Genomic DNA, 22,562 nt, shown 5'->3' with positions numbered 1-22,562 from the left:
GGTCCCGTGGCTGCGGGCGGGCAATGTCAGGTATTGCGCGGGGCAGTGGCCCCTTTCGCCCCTGACGTCAAGCCTCGTCCAGCCTATAGGCTGCATGAAGGGCGCGGACCGCCCGTTCTAGCGCATCTTCGTTCACGAGTGCTGAAATCTTGATCTCTGAAGTTGCCAGCATGCGCACCTCAATCGCCTCGCGCTCCAGCACACCATAGAGCGTGCGCGCCACGTCCGCCCGTCCGCGAAGGCCCGTACCGACCACCGACACCTTGGCAAGGCCCACCTCTGAAGCCAGTCCCTCATGCCCGGCCAGCGCCTGCAGGGCGGCGCGCAGATCACGCCGCTCCACCGAAAATTCCAGATTGGACCCGCCCGAACGCGCCCGGCCCTGCACGATCATGTCGACATGCACGCCCGCCCCCGCCAGCGCGGCAAACACGCCGCCCGGCCCGCTGGCGCTGTCCTCAATGCCCGGCAGCGCGATGCGCGCCTGCGCGCGGGCATAGGCAATGCCGGACACGACGCGCCGTTCGGCCAGCGCGCTCTCGCTCAACACCTGCGTACCGATGCTCGCCCCCGGCGCGGCAAAGCTGGATTTCACCCGCATCGCCACGCCCTTGGCCTTGGCGTATTCGACAGAGCGGGTCTGCAGAACCTTCGCGCCCATCGCCGCCAGCTCCAGCATCTCGTCATGGGAGATGCGCGCCAGGCGCGTGGCTTTGGGCTCAATACGCGGATCAGTGGTGAACACCCCATCGACATCGGTGTAGATGTCGCACTCGGCGCCTATGGCCGCCGCAATCGCGGCTGCTGACAGATCCGTCCCGCCCCGGCCCAGCGTGACGAGGCGCCCCTGCGCATCCACGCCCTGATAGCCCGCCACCACCGGGATCACCCCGTCGCCGAGCAGGCTCTCCAGCACCTCGCCATCAATGCCGGTAATGCGCGCCGAACCCGGCACGCCGTCCACCTCTATCGGTAATTGCCAGGCGAGGATTGAGCGCGCTTTCAGGCCCAGCTGTTTCAGCGCCAGCGCCATCAGGGCGGCAGCGGCCTGTTCGCCAGCGGCCAGCACGGTGTCGGTCTCGATCTCGCCAAGCCCGCCGCCGAGTGCGCTGGCATGGCCCAGATAGCGGTCTGTCTCGCCGGACATGGCAGAGACCACCACGGCGAGCTGATGGCCCCTGGCCGCCTCTGCGGCCACGATGGAGGCCGAATGGGCAATCCGTTCCGGACTGCCCATCGAAGTGCCGCCAAATTTCAGGACCAGCCGTGTCATGGCCCTTCTCTAGCAGGATTGGTGCCGGGAGGAAGCGGGGAGTCTTTTCGTGGACCCTCCACCTCGTCGTTCCCGCGCAGGCGGGAACCCAAGTTTAATGCTCACACATCCCTGCCGCGCACCTTTTAGCCTCGTGAGTTCAACTCACCGGGTCTCCGGCCACCGGGCCTGTCCATGGGTCCCCCGTCGGGGCGGGGGACCCCGGCGGAGAGAGCATCGGCAAATTCGCAGATTTTCCGAATAGGTAGAAAACCGGGCCCCGCCCTCCGAGTGGGGACCCATGGCAACGCCCCGCGCAACCCCTCCACCAAATTTATCCCCCCATTCCTTGTGTGGTCTCGTGGCCACACCTACATGCATGTCATCAGGGATGGCGGGCCGTGCCTCCAAGAGGGCGGCTCTTACCTAACCCCTTGTCTCGCTGCCCATTTTCAGGAGACCTGAAGGCATGAATTTCGACAGCTATACCGACCGTGCGCGCACTGTGATCCAGACCGCACAGGGCCTCGCCATGAAGGCGAAGAACCAGCAATTCTCCCCCGAGCACGTGTTCCGCGCGCTGATGGAGGAGGAAGAGGGCCTCGCCCCCAATCTCATCAACGCTGCCGGCGGGCGCGCGGACCTCGCCGCTGACCTGGCAAAGCGCGCCGTGGACGCCCTGCCCAAGGTAGAAGGCGGATCAGGCCAGCTTTATCTGGCGCCCAAGACAGCCGAAATCCTCTCCGCCGCCGAAGAAGCCGCCAAGAAGGCCGGTGACCAGTATGTGACGGCTGAGCGCCTGCTGCTGGCCTTTGCGATCACGCCCGGCACCGCGCCGTTTGACATATTGAAGCAGGCGGGCGTGACCCCGCAGACGCTGAACACCGCGATCAATGCGCTGCGTCAGGGCCGCACCGCCGACAGCGCCTCCTCTGAAGACAGCTATGAGGCGCTGAAGAAATACGCGCGCGACCTCACCGAAGTCGCCCGCAAGGGCAAGCTCGATCCGGTGATTGGCCGTGATGAGGAAATCCGCCGCACCATTCAGGTGCTCTCCCGGCGTACCAAGAATAACCCCGTCCTGATCGGCGAACCGGGTGTCGGCAAGACCGCGATTGCGGAAGGGTTGGCCCTGCGCATCGTCAATGGTGATGTGCCGGAATCCCTCAAAGACAAGCGCCTGCTCGCGCTCGACATGGGCGCGCTGATCGCGGGCGCGAAATATCGCGGCGAGTTCGAGGAGCGGCTGAAAGCCGTGCTCTCCGAAGTGACCGCAGCCGATGGGAAGATCATCCTCTTCATCGACGAGATGCACACCCTCGTCGGCGCCGGGAAAACCGATGGCGCGATGGATGCCTCGAACCTTTTGAAGCCCGCCTTGGCGCGCGGTGAGCTGCACTGTGTGGGCGCGACCACGCTCGATGAATACCGCAAGCATGTGGAGAAGGACGCCGCGCTCGCCCGCCGCTTCCAGCCCGTCTTCGTGGACGAGCCGAGCGTGGAGGACACGATCTCCATCCTGCGCGGCCTGAAGGAGAAGTATGAGGTTCATCACGGCGTGCGCATCGCCGATGGGGCCATCGTGGCCGCTGCCACCCTCTCCAACCGCTACATCACCGACCGCTTCCTGCCGGACAAGGCCATCGACCTGATGGACGAGGCCTCTGCGCGCCTGCGCATGCAGGTGGATTCCAAGCCCGAAGAGCTCGACGAGCTCGACCGGCGCATCATCCAGCTGAAGATCGAAGGCGAGGCGCTGAAAAAAGAGTCCGATGCCGCCTCCAAGGCGCGCCTTGAAGCGCTGACCAAAGAGCTCTCCGACCTTGAGCAGCGCTCTGCGGAGATGACGGCGGCCTGGCGCGCGGAGAAGGACAAGCTTGCCTCCTCGACCAGCCTGAAAGAGCAGCTGGACCAGCTTCGCGCAGAGCTCGCCAATGCCGAGCGGCGCGGTGATCTCGCGCGTGCCTCCGAGATCAAATATGGCCGCATCCCGGACCTTGAGCGCCAGCTTGGCGAGGCCGAAAAGGCGGGCGAGGCCAATGGCAAGGGCGCTCTGGTGCAGGAGGTCGTGGACGAGGAGCAGATTGCCGGCATCGTCTCGCGCTGGACCGGTGTGCCGGTCGACAAGATGCTGGAGGGCGAGCGGGCGAAACTCCTGAAAATGGAGGAGGGGCTGCATGCCCGCGTGGTCGGTCAGGACGAGGCGGTCGCCGCCGTCTCCGACGCCGTGCGCCGTGCGCGCGCGGGCCTGAAAGACCCCAGCCGCCCCATCGGCAGCTTCCTCTTCCTCGGCCCCACGGGCGTTGGCAAGACCGAGCTGACCAAAGCGCTCGCCGAGTTCCTCTTCGATGACGAGACGGCGATCACCCGCCTCGACATGAGCGAATACATGGAGAAGCACTCGGTCGCCCGCATGATCGGCGCACCGCCGGGCTATGTCGGCTATGACGAGGGCGGGGCGCTGACGGAAGCCGTCAGAAGGCGACCCTATCAGGTCATCCTCTTTGACGAGGTGGAAAAGGCCCATCCGGACGTGTTCAACGTGCTCTTGCAGGTGCTCGATGATGGCCGCCTGACAGACGGTCAGGGCCGCACGGTCGATTTCCGCAACACGCTGATCATCATGACCTCCAATCTCGGTTCGGAATATCTCCTCTCCGGCTCGGTGGAGGATGCGCGCCCACAGGTGATGGAGGCGGTGCGGGCAAACTTCCGCCCTGAATTCATCAACCGGATCGACGAGACGATATTGTTCCAGCGCCTCGAACCCCAGCACATGGGCGCGATTGTCTCGATCCAGCTCAAACGCCTTGAAGCGCTCCTGAAAGACCGCCGCATGACGATCTCTCTGGATGAACAGGCAAAGCAATGGCTCGCCGACAAGGGCTATGACCCGGCCTATGGCGCGCGCCCCCTGAAGCGCGTGATCCAGAAGGAGCTGCAGGACCCGCTCGCCCGCCTGATCCTGGAAGGCACGATCAATGATGGCGACGAGGTGAAGGTCTCCGCCGAGGCCGGATCACTGACCATCAATGGCCGCGCGGTCTCCCGCTCTGCCCTGCCGCCGGCGGAGGCCGTGATCCAGTAGAGAGGTCTTTTAGCGCCGCAGCCCATCCGGGCTGCGGTGTTCCGCGAGAAGTCGCGGGCGGCCGGTCGGCCTTGCGGCCCCTGACGGGGCCAGGCTGGCACCCCGGCGCGCAGCGCCGCAAGCGCGAACGCGCGCCCGAGCTCGTGCGAGGCGCGACGCGCGGATGCGCGGAGCACCACTAAAAAGACGCCCCTTCCCGTCCGGGCAGAGTCGCGCTTATCTCTCCTGACCAGAGGGCGCCAGACGCCCCGGACGGGAGGAGACGACCATGTATCAATCCATGATGGTGCCGCTGCTGGTGCTGGTATGCTGGACGCTGGTGATGTGGGTGTGGATGTATGCCACGCGCATTCCGGCCATGCAGAAGGCCGGCATCAATGCTGCAAAGATGAAGGAAAAGTCCGAGATGGACGTGCTGCCGCGCGGCGTGCGTCAGATTGCGGACAATCATAACCATCTGCACGAACAGCCGGTGATTTTCTACGCGCTCGTCACCTACAGCCATCTCGTTGGCGTGGGTGATGCCATCAATATCGGCTTTGCCTGGACCTATGTGATCCTGCGCATCATCCACTCGCTGGTGCAGAGCACGATCAACTTCATTCCCCTGCGCTTTGGCATCTACACGCTGGCGACGCTCTGCCTGTTTGTCATCGCTATCCGCAATCTGATAGCCTTGTCGGTATGAGCCTTACTGTATACGGACTGAAAAATTGCGAGACCTGCCGCAAGGCAATGACCGCGCTTGGCGAAGGCGGGAGAAATCCCGCCTTCGTTGACATCCGCGCCGAGCCTTCCGTGGCCGGACTGATCCCCGGCTGGATCAGGGCTGTGGGTGAAGCAAAGATCATCAACCGCGCCTCGATGACCTGGCGCAAGCTCTCCGACGCCGACAAGGCGAGGGCTGATGATGCAGGCAAACTTGCCAGCCTGCTCGACGAACACCGCACGCTTATAAAGCGCCCTGTGATCGTTACGGGAAGCACGGTCCATGTCGGCTGGACGAAGGCTGTGCAGACCGAGTTGGGGGTTTAGGGGCCTTCTTTTCTGCTGAGAGCCAGAGCACCCTCAAACGTCGAAGGACCGGGGTCCCCCGCACCGCCTGTCCTCGTGAAAACGGGGAACGGGGACCCATTTTCAAAATACCGTCAGATTGCGAACACCGATCGCCGCTCAAGCGCGCCGCACCCTTTTTCTGGGTCTCCCGTCGTGGCGGGAGACCCCGGAAATGTTGGCTTCCTGAATAATCTGCCAGTTTCGCCTTCGGCCTATCAACCGGGGTCCCCGGTATTGTGCGGGTTTCGATAGTTTTGCCGGTCTGGAAGGAACCCTACTCCGCCGCCGCCAGCGCCTCGCGTGCGGCGCGCATTTTCGCGGCCTTGTCTTCCACCGCAGCGACGATGCGTTCGATCATCGTTTCGTTGGAGACTTTCTCGGTCTGCTGGCCGGCAAAATAGAGCATGCCCGCGCCCTTGCCGCCGCCGGTGAAGCCCAGATCGGTATAGGCCGCCTCGCCGGGGCCGTTGACCACGCAGCCAATGATGGAGAGCGAGATCGGCTCGGAGATGTGGGCCAGCCGCGCTTCGAGCGCCTCCACCGTGCGGATCACGTCAAAGCCCTGCCGCGCACAGGACGGGCAGGCGATGATGTTCACCCCGCGCGTGCGCAGGCCGAGGGCTTTCAGCATGTCAAAGCCTGCGCGGATTTCCTCCACCGGCTCAGCCGAGAGCGAAACCCGGATCGTGTCGCCAATCCCCGCCCAGAGGAGCGAGCCCATGCCGATGGCCGATTTGATCGTGCCGGAGCGAAGCCCGCCGGCCTCTGTCACGCCAAGGTGCAGGGGCGCGTCGGTGGCTTCAGCCAGCATCTGATAGGCAGCGACGGTGAGGAACAAATCAGACGCCTTCACCGAGATCTTGTATTCGTGAAAGCCCAGATCATCGAGAATGCGGGCGTGGTTGAGGGCGCTTTCCACCATCGCGTCGGGGCAGGGCTCGCCATATTTCTCCAGCAGCTCGCGCTCCAGCGACCCGGCATTGACCCCGATGCGGATGGAGCAGCCATTATTCCGCGCAGCGGAAACCACGTCCTTCACGCGCGCCATGGAGCCGATATTGCCCGGATTGATGCGCAGGCACGCCGCGCCCGCCTCTGCTGCCTCGATGCCGCGCTTGTAGTGGAAATGGATGTCGGCGACGAGCGGCACTTTTGCCTCGCGCGCAATCGTGCGGAAGGCCGCCGTTGAGTCTTCATCCGGGCAGGAGACGCGCACAATGTCCGCGCCCGCCTCTTCCAGCCCGCGTATCTGGTTGATCGTCGCGCGCGCGTCGCTGGTGGGCGTGTTGGTCATGGACTGGACGGAGATGGGGGCATCCCCGCCCACCTCGACAGACCCGACACGGATTTTGCGCGAGACGCGCCGGTCAATCGCCCGCCAGGGCCTGACCTTGGTGTGATCCTCGACCGCCATGAACCTGCTCCTTCGCGCCTCGCTCCAACATATAGGAGCGATGTGACGAGGTGAAGGCGGAGCAGGCGTCAGGCATCCAGATCAGGCAGCCGCCTCGCCATCACCGTCAGAGGCCGATTTCAGCGCCGCTTCGGCTTCGGCATCGGCGCGTGAACGGCGCGGACGCCGTGTGCGGGCCGGGCGCGGAGCCTCGTCGCCGGGCTGGTCGTCACCGCCGGAAATCACCGGCGTCTGCTCGGCCGTGCCCGGATCAACCATGCGCAGCGGATCGCTCTGGGCATCGCCATTGTCTGCGCCCTTGCGGCTGTCACCGTCAGAGGCGCCCTGCTGACCGGCATTCTCATTGCGGCGGCTGGGGCGGCGGCCACGCGGCTGGCGTTCGCCGCCTTGCCCATTGCCCTGCTGGCGCTGATTGTTCTGGCCGTCCTGGCGGTCGCCATTATCGCTATCGCCGCCATTGCTGCGCGACTGATGCGTGTTGCGGCTGTCGCCATCATCACCGTCATCATCATTGTCATCATTGTTATTGTCGCGCTCTTCGCGGCGCGGCTGGATGACCTGCAGAATGCGCAGATAGTGCTCGGCGTGCTGGTAATAGTTTTCCGCCATGATCCGGTCGCCGGAGGAGGAAGCATCGCGCGCGAGCTGAAGATATTTTTCGTAAATATGGGCAGCATTGCCCCGGATTTTCACGTCCGGCCCATTGCTTTCAAAATTGCGATTGCCCTGATTATGACTGGGCTTACGCCCGCGGCCGCGTTGACGCTTCATGTCGTGCTGGGTCCTCATCTGGTGACCGTCATCTTGCCGGAATACCTGTCTGTTATGGCTTTATCCTGCGGGCCCGTGCCGGGGGTCGCGTTGCGCCAAGTCATGACGCACCTTGTTAGTGGTGCAACATGTCTCTGCAAGATGAGAGCCGGTATTACAGCGTCAGGCGCATGCCACTTTTCAGTTGTAACAGCCCCGTCCCGGCGCGCCACAATCGCTGTATCAACGCCAACCTAGACTCATCTGCACGTCATTTCCAAATCTTTTTCAGTTATGCACAGCCAGTACCCGGTCATGTCCGGCCAGGTCGGCAAGTATACGGGCGCTTCCAAAACCCGCTGCACGCGCCAGTTCCAGCACCGGCGCGCCCTGGTCATGGCCGATCTCGAAAAGGGCGTGGCCGCCGGGATTGAGCAGGCGGCGCGCCTCATTGAGAAGATGCGGATAGGGCGCCAGCCCGCCCTGCCCGCCATCCAGCGCCAGAAGCGGTTCAAAATCACGCACTTCCGGCTCCAGCGTGGCAATCACCTCCGGCGCAATATAGGGCGGGTTGGAGACCAGAAGATCAAACCGGCCCTCCACGCCATCGGCCCAGCCCGTCTCGAGAAAGCGGACCCGCCCCGAGAGCTGATTGCGTGCGGCATTGGCCTTTGCGATCTCCAGTGCCGCGGGCGAGATGTCCGTCGCGACGGCATGAGCGTTCGGCAGTTCAGACAGAAGCGCCAGCGCAATGGCGCCCGATCCTGTCGCTATATCGAGAATTTTCAACGGCGCGCTGCGGTCCGTGATTCGTCCCAGCGCGGCGCGCACCAGCGTTTCGGTGTCGGGGCGCGGGGTGAGCACATCGCGGGTGACGATGAGGTCCAGCGTCCAGAAGCCCACCGAGCCGATGATCTGGGACAGGGGTTCGCGGGCTGCGCGGCGGACGGCCATTTCAGCCACCTCACTCGGGATTGACCATGCCGCAGGCGTCGACGCATCCAGAACCGCGTTGAGCTGGTAGGGCTTCAGCACCGTTTCGAGAATGCGGCGAGAGTCGTGTTCGGCGTCTTCGATACCCGCCTCGCGCAGCCAGGCAGTCAGCGCCCGGCGAAGCTGGCCTATCGACAGGTCATGCCATTGCGCCGCCAATGCCGCATAAGCCGTCGGTTCGGCGCCTTCGATCTTTGCAACGAGGTCCATTGGGTCAATCGGGGAGCCATCTCGCCGCACGGCGATCAGGACCTGACCGCCCCCCTCGACATCGACCACTTCGACCCGGACTTTCCCCGGCTCGTTATCATCATCCGGCTCGTCTGAACCAGCGGAAGCCAACCCCTACCCCTCATCCATGGCGGCGAGGCGGGCGGCCTGATCCTCGGCGAGCAGCGCATCGATCACCTCGCCCAGCGCCTCGCCAGACACGATCTCGGGCAGCTTGTAGAGCGTCAGATTGATGCGGTGATCGGTGACGCGCCCTTGCGGATAGTTATAGGTGCGGATGCGTTCTGAGCGGTCGCCGGAGCCGACCTGGCCCTTCCGCTCGGCCGCGCGGGCGGCGTCCTTCTCGGCGCGCTCTTTTTCATAGAGCCGCGTCTTCATCACCTGCATGGCGATGGCGCGGTTCTGGTGCTGGGATTTTTCCTGGCTGATCACCACGATGCCGGTGGGCAGGTGCGTCATGCGCACGGCCGAGTCCGTCTTGTTGACGTGCTGACCGCCTGCGCCGGAGGCCCGCATCGTATCAATGCGGATATCCTCATCGCGTATCTGGATATCGACATCTTCCGGTTCGGGCAGCACGGCGACGGTCGCGGCTGATGTATGGATGCGCCCGCCGGCTTCAGTCGCCGGTACGCGCTGCACGCGGTGGACGCCGGATTCAAATTTCAGCTTGCCGAACACGCCCTTGCCATTGAGTGAGGCGATGATTTCCTTGTAGCCGCCAACCTCGCTATCGCTGGCCGACAATACCTCCACCTTCCAGCCCTGCTTGGAGGCGTGGCGCTGGTACATGGAGAAGAGATCACCGGCAAACAGCGCCGCCTCATCCCCGCCCGTACCGGCGCGGATTTCGAGGATCACATTGGCCTCGTCATCCTTGTCTTTGGGCAGGAGGAGAAGCTGCAGCTCGCGCTCGATTTGCGGGATGCGCTCTTTCAGCTCCGCGCGCTCTTCCTGGGCGAGCTCGGCCATATCCTTGTCACCGCCCTCTGCGATGATTGCCTCGGCCTCGGCAAGCCCGGCGCGCGCGGCTTTGAGCTCACGCGCCTTTTCGGTGATCTCTTTAAGCTCGGAATGCTCGCGCGACAGCTTGACGATCTCCTCGCCATCGGCGGCCGCGCCGAGGCGCGCCTCGATCTGGTCGAAGCGGTCGAGAATCTGTTCGAGTTTCTGGTCGGGCAAGCGCATGGGACTGGCGATACACCCTACATGCGCGCGCGTTCAAGCGAAGGTATCATGCCGGGATGGTCATAATCGCCCATGCGGGCGAGCAGATCGGCAATATCACCGCCTGAAAACAGCATGTCACGATGGCGCGCCTGCACGAAGCCATCGCCCTGCATCCGGTCCAGAAACGCCAAGAGCCCGTCATAATAGCCGTTCACATTGATAAGCCCGACCGGCTTTGTGTGACGGCCCAGCGCGCTCCATGTCCATATCTCGAACAGCTCTTCCATCGTGCCAATACCGCCCGGCAGCGCGATGAAGGCATCGGATTCCTCTGCCATCACGTGCTTGCGCTCATGCATGGAGGTGACGACGCGCATGTCAGAAACGCGCGGATGGGCGATCTCGCGGTGATGGAGAAAGTCCGGGATCACGCCGGTAACAGCCCCGCCGGCATCCACGGCCGCATCGGCCAGCACACCCATCAGGCCCACCTGCCCGCCGCCATAGACGAGCCGGTAGCCTTCACTTGCCAGATGAAAGCCCACAGCCCTTGCCATCGCGGCATAGGCCGGATCACCGCCGGGGCTCGCCCCGCAATATACACAGATCGATTTCATGGAGGGGTGTGTAGCGGGAGGGGAGGATTCGGGGAAGGGGGATTGGCCCTCTCCACCGGGGTTCACCTCTCTTTGCGTTTCCCCGACGAAAGTCGGGGTCCAGCGGAAGCTTCTACCTAGGCACCGGCTTTCGCCGGTGAAACGCAAAGAGGGGAGTGAAACGCGAAGAGGGCTGTGGAATACGAGAAAGGCTGGGTCCCGACTTGCGTCGGGAAAACGCTGTGGCGGGTTTTCACGCTAACCGCGCGCGCTTAAGCTGAAATCATGCGTGAAGAGCCGTTCCAGCCTTGCGTGTATATCCTCGCCAGCCAGCGCAACGGCACGCTCTATTGCGGCTCCACCTCGACGCCGATCAAGCGCATCTGGGACCATAAAGAGGGTGTCGGGTCTGTCTTCACCCGCAAGTATGGCGTGACATTGCTGGTCTGGTACGAGTTCCACGATCTGATGGCTGCCGCCATCAAGCGTGAGCTGCAAATCAAGGAATGGAAGCGGCGCTGGAAGCTGGAACTGATTGAGGCCGCCAATCCTGAATGGCGCGATCTGTATCAGGACTGGTTCTAATTCCCTATTTGCGTTTCCCTATTACGCGTTTCACCGGCGAAAGCCGGTGCCCAGTCGAACGGTTCCTCTGGATCCCGACTTTCGTCGGGAAAACGCAGGGTGGGCCGGTGAAACGCAGGGACGGTGGAAACGCCGGGAGGAAAAACTACCCCTGCCGTTCGACCAGCAATTCCTTGATATGGCCGATGGCTTTGGCGGGGTTCAGGCCCTTCGGGCACACATTGGTGCAGTTCATGATGGTGTGGCAGCGATAGAGCTTGAACGGGTCTTCAAGATCATCGAGGCGCTCGCCGGTGGCTTCATCGCGGCTGTCGGCAATCCAGCGATAAGCCTGCAGGAGCGCAGCCGGGCCCAGATACTTGTCGGAATTCCACCAGTAGGACGGGCAGGCCGTCGAGCACGAGGCGCAAAGGATGCACTCGTAAAGCCCGTCCAGCTTTTCGCGGTCATCGATGGACTGGCGCCATTCGCCCTGCGGGGTCGGCGTCACGGTCTGCAGATAGGGTTTTATGCTGGTCAGCTGGGCGTAGAAATTGGTCAGGTCCGGCACCAGATCCTTGATGACCGGCTGGTGCGGCAGGGGCGAAATGGTGACGCTGCCCTTGTAGTCGTCGATGGCGGCGGTGCAGGCGATGGTGTTGCGCCCGCCAATATTCATCGAGCAGGAGCCGCAAATCCCCTCGCGGCAGGAGCGGCGGAAGGCGAGCGTGGAATCGATCTCGTTCTTGATGAAGAACAGCGCGTCCAGCACCATCGGGCCACACTTGTCCATGTCCACCTGATAGGTGTCCCAGCGCGGGTTCTCGCCCGTATCGGGGTCATAGCGGTAGACCTTGAAGGTGCGGGTATTCTTCGCGCCCTCCGGCTTCGGCCAGGCCTTGCCTTTTTTGACTTGCGAGTTTTTCGGCAGCGTCAGCTGGACCATGTCAGTCGTGTCCTGTGTCTAGTAGACCCGGGCCTTGGGCTCGATATAGGCGATGTCGTTGGAGAGCGTGTATTCATGCACCGGACGGTCGCCCAGCGTGACCTTGCCGGTCTTTTCCTCATACCAGGCAAGCGTATGCTTCATCCATTGCTTGTCATCGCGGTCGGGGAAGTCCTCGCGCGCATGCGCGCCCCGGCTCTCGGTACGCGCCGCTGCCGAGTTCACGGTGACGGCGGCCTGGGCGATGAGATTGTCAAACTCCAGGGCTTCAACGAGATCGGTATTCCAGACCATGGAGCGGTCCTTGATCGCAATATCGCCAGAACCGGAGACCACTTTCGCGATGCGCTCAACGCCCTCGTCCAGCACGTCCTGGGTACGGAAGACGGCGCAGTTTTCCTGCATGGCCCGCTGCATGTCGAGGCGCAGCTTGGCCGTCGGCGTGCCGCCATTGGCGTGGCGGAAACGGTCGAGGCGGGCGAGCGTCGCATCGCCTGCGTCTTTGGGCAGTTCGGCCTGATTGGCACCGCTCTGCGTCGTCTCCGCGCAGCGAAGGCCCGCCGCCCGGCCAAACACCACAAGGTCAATCAGCGAGTTGGAGCCGAGACGGTTCGCGCCGTGGACCGACACACACGCCGCCTCGCCGACGGCCATCAGGCCGGGCACGACATGGTCCGGATCGCCGCCCACCTTGGTCAGCACTTCGCCATGATAATTGGTCGGGATGCCGCCCATATTATAGTGGACGGTCGGCAGGACCGGGATCGGCTCGCGCGTCACGTCCACACCGGCGAAGATTTTCGCGCTTTCCGAAATGCCCGGCAGGCGCTCGTGCAGTACTTTCGGATCAAGGTGATCAAGGTGCAGGAAGATATGGTCCTTGTTGGGACCGACCCCGCGCCCTTCACGGATCTCGATCGTCATCGAGCGTGAGACGACATCGCGGCTGGCAAGGTCTTTGGCCGAGGGCGCATAGCGCTCCATGAAGCGCTCGCCTTCGGAGTTCGTCAGATACCCGCCCTCGCCGCGCGCACCCTCGGTGATGAGGCAGCCCGCGCCGTAAATCCCGGTCGGGTGGAACTGGACAAACTCCATGTCCTGCAGCGGCAGACCAGCGCGTAAGACCATGGCATTGCCATCGCCGGTGCAGGTGTGAGCGGAGGTGGCGGAGAAGTAGGCCCGGCCATAGCCGCCGGTCGCCAGAATGACCTTCTGCGCGCGGAAGCGGTGCAGCGTGCCGTCATCGAGCTTCCAGGCGGTGACGCCCCGGCAGGCGCCCTCCTCATCCATGATGAGATCGAGCGCGAAATACTCGATGAAGAACTCGGTCGAGTGACGAAGCGACTGGCCATAGAGCGTGTGCAGGATGGCGTGGCCGGTACGGTCAGCCGCCGCGCAGGTGCGCTGCACCGGGCCTTCGCCATAATTGCGCGTCATGCCACCAAAAGCGCGCTGATAGATCTTGCCTTCCTCGGTGCGCGAGAACGGCACGCCCCAGTGTTCCAGCTCATACACGGCGGCCGGGGCCTCGCGGCATAGATATTCAATCGCGTCCTGATCGCCCAGCCAGTCCGACCCCTTGACGGTGTCATACATATGCCAGCGCCAGTCATCCTCGCCCATATTGCCAAGGCTGGCCGAGATGCCGCCCTGCGCTGCAACCGTGTGGGAGCGCGTGGGGAAGACTTTGGTGATGCAGGCCGTCTTCAGACCGGCTTGCGCCGCGCCGAGCGCTGCGCGCAGGCCCGAACCGCCCGCGCCCACCACGACAACGTCAAACGAGTGGTCGATCCATTTGTATTCAGACATCGAAACCTGCTCCTAGCGCGCGAGCGCGAGTACGGAATAAAGAACTGCGATCCACAGGCCCGCCGCCACGAAAGTGTTGAGGATCAGCAGGATCGCCTTGGTCGCCGGACGATAGATGTAGTCCTCGATGACGACCTGGAGACCCAGACGCATGTGATAAAGCGCCGCAGTCATGGCCAGCAGGGTGAGGATGGCGCCGAACGGCGAGCCGACCCAGGCGGCGGCCTCCACATAGCCCGCGCCTGCATGCTTCGCGAGCTTCACCAGAAACAGCGGCATCAGCACGACAAGCGCGATGGCGCTGACACGCTGGGCGATGAAATGGCCGGTGCCGGATTTGGCCGAACCGAGGCCGCGCACACGCGCCAGAGGTGTACGGAAATCACCCATTACACCAGCCCTCCCATGATCCACGCGCCCGCTGTGAAGGCGATGGCAAAAAATATGATCACAACAGAGCGCAGGTTCGAGCCCTTGGCGTCAAACCCGATCCCCGCATCCCAGACGAGGTGGCGGATACCGTTGAGGAGGTGGAAACTCACCGAGAAGGTGAAACCGACAAAAATCGCCGTGATGAGAATGCCCAGCGGCCCGGCGTTCAGATCTTCCCAGATCGCGTAGGTTTCCGGCCCTGCGGCCAGAAGCACCAGCCAGACCGAGACCAGCACCGCACCGATATAGTTCGCAACGCCGGTCGCGCGGTGCAGGATGGAGGAGGCCATGGTGGCGTGCCAGCGCCATATCTGGACGTGAGGGGAGAGGGGCTGGTCAGGTCTGGTCGCCATGGGCGTTGCTTTCCGCCTTCGAATACCGTTTCGAAAAAATCCGTAAACGGGAAAGGACGGTGCTTTCCTTGACAGCGCCTTAACCGGGCGGCCCCGGTATCAGTCATGCCAGTTCAGGCCGCCCCTTGCCTGTTTGAGCGAGACAATAATCCGGCAAGGCGCAAGGTCAATGCGGCGGGTGCTAAGGGGATGGGTAATTGACCGCGCCCGCCCCGCTTGCCACCCTTCATCCTGGCTGAATTCAAAAACAGGGGTGGCTGATGAGCGAGTTTGTGCGCAGCGCGCTGGTAACGGGCGCATCGACCGGCATTGGCCGGGCCTGCGTGGAGAAATTCGCGGGCGAAGGCTGGCAGGTCTTTGCCAGCGTGCGCAAGGCCGAGGACGGCGAACGCCTTAAAAGCGAAATCGGCGAGGCGGTCATCCCCCTCCTCTTTGACGTCACAGACGGCCCGGCGATTGCCCGCGCCGCGGGCCAGATGCGCGAGGCGCTGATGGGCGCGACGCTGGGCGCTCTCATCAATAATGCCGGTATCGCCGTGGCCGGACCACTTCTGCACCTGCCCATCGAGGAGATGGAAAAGCAGATGGATGTGAACGTGACCGGCCAGCTTCGCGTGGTGCAGGCCTTTGGCCCGCTTCTGGGCACGGACCGCAGCCTCTCCGGCGCGCCGGGGCGGATCGTGAATATCTCGTCTGTCGCCGGTTTCAGCGCCGCGCCCTTCGTGGTGCCCTATGCGTGCTCGAAGTTTGCGCTGGAGGCGTTTACCCAGGGGCTGCGCCGCGAGCTGACGCCTTATGGCATTGATGTCGTCGCCATCAATCCGGGGCCTATCGCCACGCCGATCTGGGACAAGGCCGAAAGCGTCGACCCCGAACAATACGCCCACACCGATTACATCAAGCCCATACGCCGGCTGGTCAATTACATGCTGGAGCGCGGGCGCAGCGGCCTGCCGCCCTCTGCGGTGGCTGATGCGGTCTGGGCGGCGGTGACATCGCCCAAGCCGAAGCTCAACACCATCGTCACGCCCGAACCGTTCACGCAGTGGTTACTGGGCATCATGCCGCGCCGGATGGCAGACAGGATCATCACCAGGCGCCTCGGTCTGACGCCGCAAGCGCTCAACACACGCGGGCAGTAAAGCCCTTGGACCATATACGAACGGGGAGAACACCATGCGCCATCTGATCTGCGGCATCGCCGCCAGCGTGCTGATCGCCAGCGCCGCCCATGCCGATCCGGCAGAGGATTTCGCCAGCCTGGTCGCCGATTACGAGGCCTGGACCGAGGAGCAGAACGTGCAGGCGCGCATCCGCGCCGGTGATCTCGATGCGATGCGTGAATGGCGCGATATCTCGCGTGCGACCATCGAGGCCCGCGATACGCAGATGGCAGGCTTTTATGACCGGATGCGCGCGATTGACCCCGCCGCGCTGGAGGGCAGCGACACCGCCTCCTACGCCGTGCTGGAGCACATGCTGCGCCACGCCGTCGCCCTGCCGCAGGCGCAAGGCATGTACTTCCCCTTCACCAATGATTCCGGCTTTCACACCTCGGCCGATTTCGCCGCGATGAGCGCGCGTCTGCGCAATGCGGATGAGGCTGAGGCCTGGATCGACCGGCTGGCGGCCTATCCGGCACATCTGGACGCGTGGATGGGCTGGCTGGACGAGGCGATTCAGGCGGGCTGGACCCAGCCGCGCGAAATCATCCCCGGCGTGATCGACCAGATCGCCGCCCAGATCGTCGATGATCCGCGCGACAGCGCGCTCTTCATACCGCTGGCCAACCTGCCCGCCAGCATTCCGGCTGAGGCGCGCGAGGCGCTGCAGGCGCGCGGTGCAGCCGTGATCGCCGATACGGTCATGCCCGCCATTGCGGGCCTGAGAGACTATTTTGAAAACACCTACATGCCGGCCGCGCGCGAGAGCATTGGCGTGTCCGAAGTGCCCGGCGGGCGCGCCTATTACCGCGCTCTGGTGCGCTATCACACCTCGCTGGATCTCACCCCGGAGGAGGTTCACCAGACTGGTCTTGCCGAGGTGGCCCGCATCCGCGCGGAGATGGACGATGTCATCGCCCGCACCGGATTTGAGGGCAGTTTTGACGAATTTACGCATTATCTGCGCACCGATCCGCGCTTCTACGCCCAGAGCGAGATGGAGCTGATGATGCGCGCCTCCTATCTCTCCAAGCTGGCCGATGATGCGATGCCGGCCGTGTTCAACCGCCTGCCGCGCCTGCCCTATGGCGTGCGCCCCGTGCCGCCTGCCATTGCGCCGAACTACACGACGGGCCGCTACTGGCCGGGCGACGCCGAAACGGGCCGGGCTGGCGGCTATATGGTCAACACCTATGCGCTCGACCAGCGCCCGCTCTATGAGCTGCCTGCCCTCACCCTGCATGAGGCGGTGCCCGGCCATCACCACCAGATCGCGCTCGCCCAGGAGATCGAGGACATGCCCGCCTTCCGGCGGCGCGCCTCCATCACCGCCTTCACCGAAGGCTGGGGGCTTTATTCGGAGTTCCTCGGCCTTGATATGGGCTTTTACGAAGACGCGTATGAGGATTTTGGCCGCCTCTCCTACGAGATGTGGCGCGCCTGCCGCCTGGTGGTCGATACCGGCATGCATTATTTCGGCTGGACGCGCGAAGAGGCCGAAAGCTGCTTCCTCGACAATTCCGCCCTCGCGCCCCTGAACGTCACCAATGAGGTGTCGCGCTATATCTCATGGCCGGGTCAGGCGCTGGCCTACAAGACCGGCGAGATCCTCATCCGCCGCCTGCGCAGCCAGGGCGAGGCGAGGCTGGGCGAGGATTTTGACCTCGCCGATTTCCACGACACGATCCTGGAAGAAGGCCCCCTGCCCCTCTCCTATCTGGAAAGCAAAATGGAAGCCTGGATAGCGGAGCAGGAGGGGTAGGAGGTTACCTCCGGGGTCCTCCGCCGGAGCGGTGGACCCGGCTACTCTGCTGGATGACAGCGCATGCTTCTAATACGTCCGGTGATCGTCACAAGCGGCGATGTACGTGTGAGTGGCGCGGTATTGGGGGCAGGGGGCGCTTCTCCCTTATGCAAGCGACCAGACATCACGTATGGTAGCGGTAGGAAGCATCAGCGCCTCTGAAGCAAGAGGCTATGGGGGTTCAATTTTTGATTGATCGGCTAAAAATCTGGATCAGCTCCAAGCCCTGGTTTTGGATAATCCGGACAAAATTTCAAAAAATCGCATTTATGTTCGAGCGTGAATTATATCAGCGCCGCACCTATGCATCCAAAGCACAAAGCAATGCTTGGATTATCGCATCTATTGTACAACGTGTATCAAGAATTCTTTTTCTTACAGCATCTTCATTGGCATTGATGATGGCTATAGAGTTTTATGCTAGAGATCGGCTTGAGTGGATGCCCAGTCTCAGCGACGCCGACCGAGCTTTCTTAACAGATCAACTTCGTCTGTACGCTCAAATATTGACGGGTATCTTCTCTATTTACTTCGCGACAATCGGAATAATTTTAAGTGCCGGGCATGCTCGGCTTCGGCGTGATATCATTCAGATGCTGACCAACGAGCAGGTCGGAAGCTTGTATTCTCAGGCATTGGTGCTGGCCGCTATGTTCTGCTTGCTAGCTACAGCTCTGCCGCTTATCGGATTTGAGCCTGGACAAATTGTATACATTATCGGGACAGCTTTAACTTTGCTAAGCGCCTTCGCCCTGTTTCCATTGGGTCAAAGACTGTTCAACTTCTTCGATCTCAATGTGCTTGTCCGGAGCGAGATACTCCCCAGCATTGCACGCCACATCGAAAATGCTGCAAATCGCAATGCTTCAATGTCGTTAGCCAACCATCACTCTAAGAGCGCACGCCGTGCTCTTGAGCAACTCACTTACATTGACGGTCGCCTCAAATTAGAAAGGGAGAGTTTAGAATACAATCTTCTTAGACTGACAGATAGTTATTCGACACTACTTCTACATTATCTCCACCACAAACATGCGATCAATCATGCAAGCTATTGGTATCCGCGGCGAAGGATGCATAAGCGTTGGTTTTTTGCCGGCGACACTGCAACCTCTATGGCCTTGGAGACGAGCAGTCAGGAAATGTTGATTGAAGACACACCCGACCATCAGTGGTTGGAAACTGAAATCGTCAACAAACTGGCAGGTCATATAGAGCTCGCATTTCAGGCCAACGACTTCAATCTTGCATTGAAGCTTCTCAGTCGCTTCTATACCCGCATATCTTCCTACGCGGCACAGTTTCATTTTGAAACTGGCATGCAAGAACTCAATAAACTCCAAAAGATCATCGAGCGAGCTTTTATTAATTCAGCTCTCTTAGAGAGCGACGAGACAAGAATGATGAAAATAGGTATAGCAGACACGTGGGCTGCATTAGGCAGCAATCTCTGCCAAGAAACTTTACGTCGAATGATAACTTTTGAGAAAAATCTAAAAGAATTCTTTGAGGCTGATGATTGGACCGAAGATTCATTAAAACGTTTACCTACTTTTTTGCAGGTCGATCTCGCATTAATCGTTGAGCGTATTGAGTTCGAGCAGAATATCGAGGGACAGCGCTTATCCAAACCAAAGTACGTCCAGCAGCTAGCGGTCCAAAAACTTCTGCAACACTACTCCAATATTCTGCCAGAGGTGTACAATTTCCACCACAAGATGGTTCCAAGTTTTGTCGCGACATTGATGAAGTTGGAAATGTCCGAGGCCGCTACACAGGTCACGTTGGCGAGCTTACACAACCACTGGAAGCTTCCAAAATGGATAGCCAATATAGCTGACCTTATAAGTCGGTACGGCGATTATGAGCACTATAAAGAAAACCAGTACCTGCTCCCAAATATCGACCTCACCGAAATGTCTACGCAGCTTGAATCGTTACGAGATGAGGCGTTGGCGCTTCTCGGCAATGGAGCAATGGTCGGTCATATTTTCGAGTCAGAAAGCAGTGATGAGCTTCCAGATCATTTTGGGCAAATTTACTTTGAACTGGCGGAAGCCTGCGTAAGAGCAATTGAGCAAAACGATGAAGAAAAACTCGACAAAATACTCCCAATGTTCGTGTCACTTGCCATCCTGGCGGCTAATTCAAAGTTTCTTGACCCGTCACTCGATCTAACAGTCGAGTTTCGACTTCATCTCATATCAACAGCGATCAACGATTTAGCGGCTATTTTGGGCTTCGCGATCCTCTATGGCGCTTACTTTAATAACGACAAGTTATTTGAGGGGGCGCTTGCAGAGTTCGATACTTGGGCTGAGCGTGCTCCCGACAAGCAGCAGCACTTGAAGCGTATGATCCTTCTGTCAAATCCATATAGCTTCAGTGTGAGCGCTTCCCCGAGAGGTTTGATCCGGACTAATTGGAAACTCTCGTTCGAACGACGCGCTAGGAATGATGGGTTCGGCGATCGGACTGGAATAGAGAGAGGCGACCCGCATCCGCACAAGACCGTAAGGGAGTTTCTGCGCTCATTTTCAGATGCATCCCATCTCTTCTTCGCCATGCACGTTGTCCCACAACTCGAAACCGTCGATTTTGAGATCGATCGCCGGATAACGGAATTAGCGCAGCGACTGCGCGACACCTCCGAAGAGATTCAAGATGAGGATCGTTAAAGCTCCACCACTGGCTCGCCATCTGCACGATGAGCAACCGGGCTGGGTTGATCGCCTCGTGTTGCGGCGTAAAAGCGACAGGCCGGACTTTAACCGCCGGATGTTTGACGAGGATTTTGCCAGGTTGTTCGGCTTTAGGGGTCGGGAGCGTGGCAATCTGTTTAACGTTGTATCCAGCGACGATGAACTTGCCCGAAAGCTATTGGCGAACGCAGACCCGCGATACGAACGCCGTTCTGTCGACCAATCTGTTCGAAAGCGGGTGGAGGACATCGCTCAGTCATTGGTCCGGTTTGGAGCAGCTTATTACTTCCTGCACGACAACCCGGATAGTGGCGAGATCCGCGTGAATTCGTTTGGGTCAGGGGATATTGGATATCTTTTTGGCAGGCATATTCAGTGGGTGCCTAAACGCTTGAAAAGGAACTGGGATCGAGAGGACGAAAAGGTTCCCGGCGAAATACGTCTCTTGGACTCAGCCAAAGTAATGCGCTTCGTGCTTCCTCACGGAATTAAGCGCATGCTCTCAGTTCAAAACAGGACGCTGGCTGTGCTGGATAGGCACGAGTTTAAACTAACCGAGTTCCAGCCTCAAGCTACGCACGAAAATCCAAATCCAACGAATCATTTCGATTTCGGCGTCTGGAGAAATACAAAGGATCGTGTGTTTTACCGGTCCACGCGGAGCACTGGTTGGAACGGCAGAAAACAGGACTCATCCAAGCGCTCGGATTTTTTCGACTGTCACAGACTAATTCGGTTTCGGCGAAACCAGCTTATACTACGAGACGACATATTCCGCCAACTTAGTTCAGAGCTTTCAAAAGTCGGCAGGTTTTACAATGCGGAGTTTACTGTAGATATATCGGGAACCGACAACTTACCTAGCATTAAAGATCTCAACGAACTTGAGGCTAAGCTGACCCGCGAGGAAATAGGATTCACCGAAGTCCTAGATTGTATTTTCGAACGTTGAATGACAGCCTGGCACTTCCAGTACGCGACGCTGCAAATGCAAGAGTCGCCATTCAGCCAACACACCTCCAACCACACCCATTCTACCCCAACCCACCCTGCAGGGGGATAACTCCACCCCTATCCCCCCATTTCCCGCCAATAGGGGGATAGATGCCGCCGGCGGGCATCTGCCCTCCTTGTGGCATTCAGGCAACACGGTGGAATCCGGGCCTTGGAACCGTGGAATCGGGGTGTGCGCACCCCTCATTTCGGGCCTGAAAACCCCTTAAAACGGGGATAGAGGCCCCGCCCCCTCTCGCCAGACGCAAAAAGGGGTGTTATCCGCCCCCCTATCCCCCATGGACAGGTGTGTCATGCCCGCTTTCGATCTTGCCCTTCTATCTGCCGCCTTTGTCACCTTTTTCGTGGTGATCGACCCCATTGGCGTGATGCCGATCTTTGCGGGGCTGACCCAAGGCACCAGCGCGGCCCACCGGCGCAAGATGGCCATCAAGTCGGTTCTTATCGCCACCATCATCTTGCTGGGCTTTGCCTATGGCGGGGAATGGCTGCTCTCCGCGCTGGGGGTGAGCCTTGATGCGTTCCGCGCGGCGGGCGGCGTTCTGCTCTTCCTCCTGGCGCTCGACATGATCTTTGAAAAGCGCACCGAACGGCGCGAGGACCGGGCCGGAAAACTGCACGGCGAGGGCGAGAGCGCGCCAGAGGATATCTCCGTTTTCCCCATGGCTATCCCCATGCTGGCGGGGCCGGGCGCGATTGCCTCCATCATGCTCTACATGTCCGGCTCTGGCGGGGACTGGGCGACGCAAGGCGTGGTTCTGGCGGCGATGGCGGCCAATCTGATCGTGTGTCTGGTGCTGTTTCTGGCCGCCGGTCCGCTGATGCGCGTGATGGGGGATACAGTCGCCGCGATGATCACGCGTATCCTCGGGGTGATCCTGGCCGCTCTGGCCGCCCAGTTCATCTTTGACGGGATCGCAGGCGCCTTGCTGGGCTGACGTTTATGGTCAATGCAGCGTAAACGCTGCGCACACTGAAATTTAGCCAGTTTCTGCCATTATCCTGCCTTCAGGGTGCAGGAGAAAAAGCGCCATGACACGGTTTCGCATCATGCTCTGGACTGCCTTTGCAGGCGTGCTAGCTCTCGGCCTCGGGGCCGGAGGGATGAGCCTTGCCAGCGGCATGGTGGATCAGGCCATCGCCTTTACCTGGCCGAGCGCGGGCGCGGCACTGGCCATCGCCCTCCTGATCCCGGCCGCGCGGCGCGAATAGGTTTTTGATAACA

At 61.0% G+C, this 22,562-nt stretch carries 20 protein-coding genes; 10 read left to right on the top strand and 10 right to left on the bottom strand.

The genetic code is table 11. The features are described from left to right. Positions 1–67: 67 nt before the first annotated feature. Positions 68–1,273, bottom strand: a complete 1,206-nt coding sequence (locus ACTIGC_RS03890) for an aspartate kinase (RefSeq protein WP_439633157.1) — start codon at positions 1,271–1,273, stop codon at positions 68–70. Positions 1,274–1,721: 448 nt separating this feature from the next. Here ACTIGC_RS03890 and clpB point away from each other — a divergent pair, with 448 nt between their 5' ends. From clpB to ACTIGC_RS03875, 3 genes are all read left to right on the top strand, one after another. Then, the gene (clpB, locus tag ACTIGC_RS03885) at positions 1,722–4,340 is read left to right on the top strand and encodes an ATP-dependent chaperone ClpB (protein ID WP_439633156.1); all 2,619 of its coding nucleotides are present in this window, start codon (positions 1,722–1,724) and stop codon (positions 4,338–4,340) included. A gap of 268 nt (positions 4,341–4,608) precedes the next feature. Further along, a complete protein-coding gene (locus ACTIGC_RS03880) occupies positions 4,609–5,028 on the top strand; it encodes an MAPEG family protein (protein WP_439633155.1) in 420 nt (139 codons plus the stop codon). After that, entirely contained in the window at positions 5,025–5,375 is a 351-nt protein-coding gene (locus ACTIGC_RS03875; protein ID WP_439633154.1) for an ArsC/Spx/MgsR family protein, read from the top strand. Before ACTIGC_RS03880 ends, ACTIGC_RS03875 begins: the two co-directional genes overlap by 4 nt. Positions 5,376–5,670: 295 nt before the next feature. Here the strand turns inward: ACTIGC_RS03875 and ispG are convergent, their stop codons facing one another. The 5 genes from ispG to ACTIGC_RS03850 form a co-directional block, all read right to left on the bottom strand. Next, complete coding sequence (gene ispG, locus ACTIGC_RS03870) at positions 5,671–6,810, bottom strand: flavodoxin-dependent (E)-4-hydroxy-3-methylbut-2-enyl-diphosphate synthase (RefSeq protein ID WP_439633153.1); 1,140 nt, start codon at positions 6,808–6,810, stop codon at positions 5,671–5,673. A gap of 81 nt (positions 6,811–6,891) precedes the next feature. Continuing rightward, positions 6,892–7,581, bottom strand: a complete 690-nt coding sequence (locus ACTIGC_RS03865; protein ID WP_439633152.1) for a DUF4167 domain-containing protein — start codon at positions 7,579–7,581, stop codon at positions 6,892–6,894. 267 nt (positions 7,582–7,848) lie between these two features. Further along, a complete protein-coding gene (gene prmC, locus ACTIGC_RS03860) occupies positions 7,849–8,895 on the bottom strand; it encodes a peptide chain release factor N(5)-glutamine methyltransferase (protein ID WP_439633151.1) in 1,047 nt (348 codons plus the stop codon). A gap of 3 nt (positions 8,896–8,898) precedes the next feature. Continuing rightward, entirely contained in the window at positions 8,899–9,972 is a 1,074-nt protein-coding gene (gene prfA / locus ACTIGC_RS03855) for a peptide chain release factor 1 (protein ID WP_439633150.1), read from the bottom strand. A 17-nt stretch (positions 9,973–9,989) separates the two neighbouring features. Then, positions 9,990–10,571, bottom strand: coding sequence for a TIGR00730 family Rossman fold protein (locus ACTIGC_RS03850; protein ID WP_127568326.1), 582 nt, complete (start codon positions 10,569–10,571; stop codon positions 9,990–9,992). 264 nt (positions 10,572–10,835) lie between these two features. Between ACTIGC_RS03850 and ACTIGC_RS03845 the strand changes: the two genes are divergently transcribed. Further along, a complete protein-coding gene (locus tag ACTIGC_RS03845) occupies positions 10,836–11,135 on the top strand; it encodes a GIY-YIG nuclease family protein (protein ID WP_439633149.1) in 300 nt (99 codons plus the stop codon). 145 nt (positions 11,136–11,280) lie between these two features. On the opposite strand, the gene ACTIGC_RS03840 is transcribed toward ACTIGC_RS03845, so the two are convergent. From ACTIGC_RS03840 to sdhC, 4 genes are read right to left on the bottom strand one after another with little or no spacing between them, the layout of a single operon-like run. Continuing rightward, positions 11,281–12,060, bottom strand: a complete 780-nt coding sequence (locus ACTIGC_RS03840) for a succinate dehydrogenase iron-sulfur subunit (RefSeq protein ID WP_439633148.1) — start codon at positions 12,058–12,060, stop codon at positions 11,281–11,283. Between the two features lie 18 nt (positions 12,061–12,078). Continuing rightward, a complete protein-coding gene (gene sdhA / locus ACTIGC_RS03835; protein ID WP_439633147.1) occupies positions 12,079–13,869 on the bottom strand; it encodes a succinate dehydrogenase flavoprotein subunit in 1,791 nt (596 codons plus the stop codon). 12 nt (positions 13,870–13,881) lie between these two features. Next, entirely contained in the window at positions 13,882–14,259 is a 378-nt protein-coding gene (sdhD, locus tag ACTIGC_RS03830) for a succinate dehydrogenase, hydrophobic membrane anchor protein (protein WP_439633146.1), read from the bottom strand. Beyond that, positions 14,259–14,654 (bottom strand): succinate dehydrogenase, cytochrome b556 subunit, encoded by a 396-nt coding sequence (gene sdhC / locus ACTIGC_RS03825; RefSeq protein WP_439633145.1) that lies wholly within the window; start codon positions 14,652–14,654, stop codon positions 14,259–14,261. Before sdhC ends, sdhD begins: the two co-directional genes overlap by 1 nt. 260 nt (positions 14,655–14,914) lie before the next feature. Between sdhC and ACTIGC_RS03820 the strand changes: the two genes are divergently transcribed. The 6 genes from ACTIGC_RS03820 to ACTIGC_RS03795 all read left to right on the top strand — a co-directional run bounded on the left by ACTIGC_RS03820 (position 14,915) and on the right by ACTIGC_RS03795 (position 22,549). Next, on the top strand, positions 14,915–15,796 hold the full coding sequence (locus tag ACTIGC_RS03820) for an SDR family oxidoreductase (protein ID WP_439633144.1): 882 nt from the start codon (positions 14,915–14,917) through the stop codon (positions 15,794–15,796). 34 nt (positions 15,797–15,830) lie between these two features. Further along, the gene (locus ACTIGC_RS03815; protein ID WP_439633143.1) at positions 15,831–17,579 is read left to right on the top strand and encodes a DUF885 domain-containing protein; all 1,749 of its coding nucleotides are present in this window, start codon (positions 15,831–15,833) and stop codon (positions 17,577–17,579) included. 311 nt (positions 17,580–17,890) lie between these two features. Then, complete coding sequence (locus ACTIGC_RS03810) at positions 17,891–20,299, top strand: hypothetical protein (protein WP_439633142.1); 2,409 nt, start codon at positions 17,891–17,893, stop codon at positions 20,297–20,299. Beyond that, positions 20,286–21,275 carry a hypothetical protein gene (locus ACTIGC_RS03805; RefSeq protein ID WP_439633141.1) on the top strand — a complete coding sequence of 330 codons (990 nt, stop codon included), beginning with the start codon at positions 20,286–20,288 and terminating at the stop codon, positions 21,273–21,275. The genes ACTIGC_RS03810 and ACTIGC_RS03805 overlap by 14 nt, the downstream gene beginning before the upstream one ends. A gap of 355 nt (positions 21,276–21,630) precedes the next feature. After that, positions 21,631–22,275, top strand: coding sequence for a MarC family protein (locus ACTIGC_RS03800; RefSeq protein WP_439633140.1), 645 nt, complete (start codon positions 21,631–21,633; stop codon positions 22,273–22,275). Positions 22,276–22,369: 94 nt separating this feature from the next. After that, positions 22,370–22,549 (top strand): hypothetical protein, encoded by a 180-nt coding sequence (locus tag ACTIGC_RS03795; protein ID WP_439633139.1) that lies wholly within the window; start codon positions 22,370–22,372, stop codon positions 22,547–22,549. Positions 22,550–22,562 lie beyond the last annotated feature (13 nt).

Source organism: Glycocaulis sp., assembly GCF_051859565.1.
GTDB lineage: Bacteria > Pseudomonadota > Alphaproteobacteria > Caulobacterales > Maricaulaceae > Glycocaulis.
This window is presented reverse-complemented; position numbering and strand designations above follow the sequence as displayed.

What these genes read in the sequence shown, in the direction of transcription:
- ACTIGC_RS03890 (WP_439633157.1), bottom strand. Translation starts at nt 1,273, where the DNA reads ATGACACGGCTGGTCCTGAAATTTGGCGGCACTTCGATGGGCAGTCCG.
- clpB (WP_439633156.1), top strand. Translation starts at nt 1,722, where the DNA reads ATGAATTTCGACAGCTATACCGACCGTGCGCGCACTGTGATCCAGACC.
- ACTIGC_RS03880 (WP_439633155.1), top strand. Translation starts at nt 4,609, where the DNA reads ATGTATCAATCCATGATGGTGCCGCTGCTGGTGCTGGTATGCTGGACG.
- ACTIGC_RS03875 (WP_439633154.1), top strand. Translation starts at nt 5,025, where the DNA reads ATGAGCCTTACTGTATACGGACTGAAAAATTGCGAGACCTGCCGCAAG.
- ispG (WP_439633153.1), bottom strand. Translation starts at nt 6,810, where the DNA reads ATGGCGGTCGAGGATCACACCAAGGTCAGGCCCTGGCGGGCGATTGAC.
- ACTIGC_RS03865 (WP_439633152.1), bottom strand. Translation starts at nt 7,581, where the DNA reads ATGAAGCGTCAACGCGGCCGCGGGCGTAAGCCCAGTCATAATCAGGGC.
- prfA (WP_439633150.1), bottom strand. Translation starts at nt 9,972, where the DNA reads ATGCGCTTGCCCGACCAGAAACTCGAACAGATTCTCGACCGCTTCGAC.
- ACTIGC_RS03850 (WP_127568326.1), bottom strand. Translation starts at nt 10,571, where the DNA reads ATGAAATCGATCTGTGTATATTGCGGGGCGAGCCCCGGCGGTGATCCG.
- ACTIGC_RS03845 (WP_439633149.1), top strand. Translation starts at nt 10,836, where the DNA reads ATGCGTGAAGAGCCGTTCCAGCCTTGCGTGTATATCCTCGCCAGCCAG.
- ACTIGC_RS03840 (WP_439633148.1), bottom strand. Translation starts at nt 12,060, where the DNA reads ATGGTCCAGCTGACGCTGCCGAAAAACTCGCAAGTCAAAAAAGGCAAG.
- sdhA (WP_439633147.1), bottom strand. Translation starts at nt 13,869, where the DNA reads ATGTCTGAATACAAATGGATCGACCACTCGTTTGACGTTGTCGTGGTG.
- sdhD (WP_439633146.1), bottom strand. Translation starts at nt 14,259, where the DNA reads ATGGGTGATTTCCGTACACCTCTGGCGCGTGTGCGCGGCCTCGGTTCG.
- sdhC (WP_439633145.1), bottom strand. Translation starts at nt 14,654, where the DNA reads ATGGCGACCAGACCTGACCAGCCCCTCTCCCCTCACGTCCAGATATGG.
- ACTIGC_RS03820 (WP_439633144.1), top strand. Translation starts at nt 14,915, where the DNA reads ATGAGCGAGTTTGTGCGCAGCGCGCTGGTAACGGGCGCATCGACCGGC.
- ACTIGC_RS03815 (WP_439633143.1), top strand. Translation starts at nt 15,831, where the DNA reads ATGCGCCATCTGATCTGCGGCATCGCCGCCAGCGTGCTGATCGCCAGC.
- ACTIGC_RS03810 (WP_439633142.1), top strand. Translation starts at nt 17,891, where the DNA reads ATGTTCGAGCGTGAATTATATCAGCGCCGCACCTATGCATCCAAAGCA.
- ACTIGC_RS03805 (WP_439633141.1), top strand. Translation starts at nt 20,286, where the DNA reads ATGAGGATCGTTAAAGCTCCACCACTGGCTCGCCATCTGCACGATGAG.
- ACTIGC_RS03800 (WP_439633140.1), top strand. Translation starts at nt 21,631, where the DNA reads ATGCCCGCTTTCGATCTTGCCCTTCTATCTGCCGCCTTTGTCACCTTT.
- ACTIGC_RS03795 (WP_439633139.1), top strand. Translation starts at nt 22,370, where the DNA reads ATGACACGGTTTCGCATCATGCTCTGGACTGCCTTTGCAGGCGTGCTA.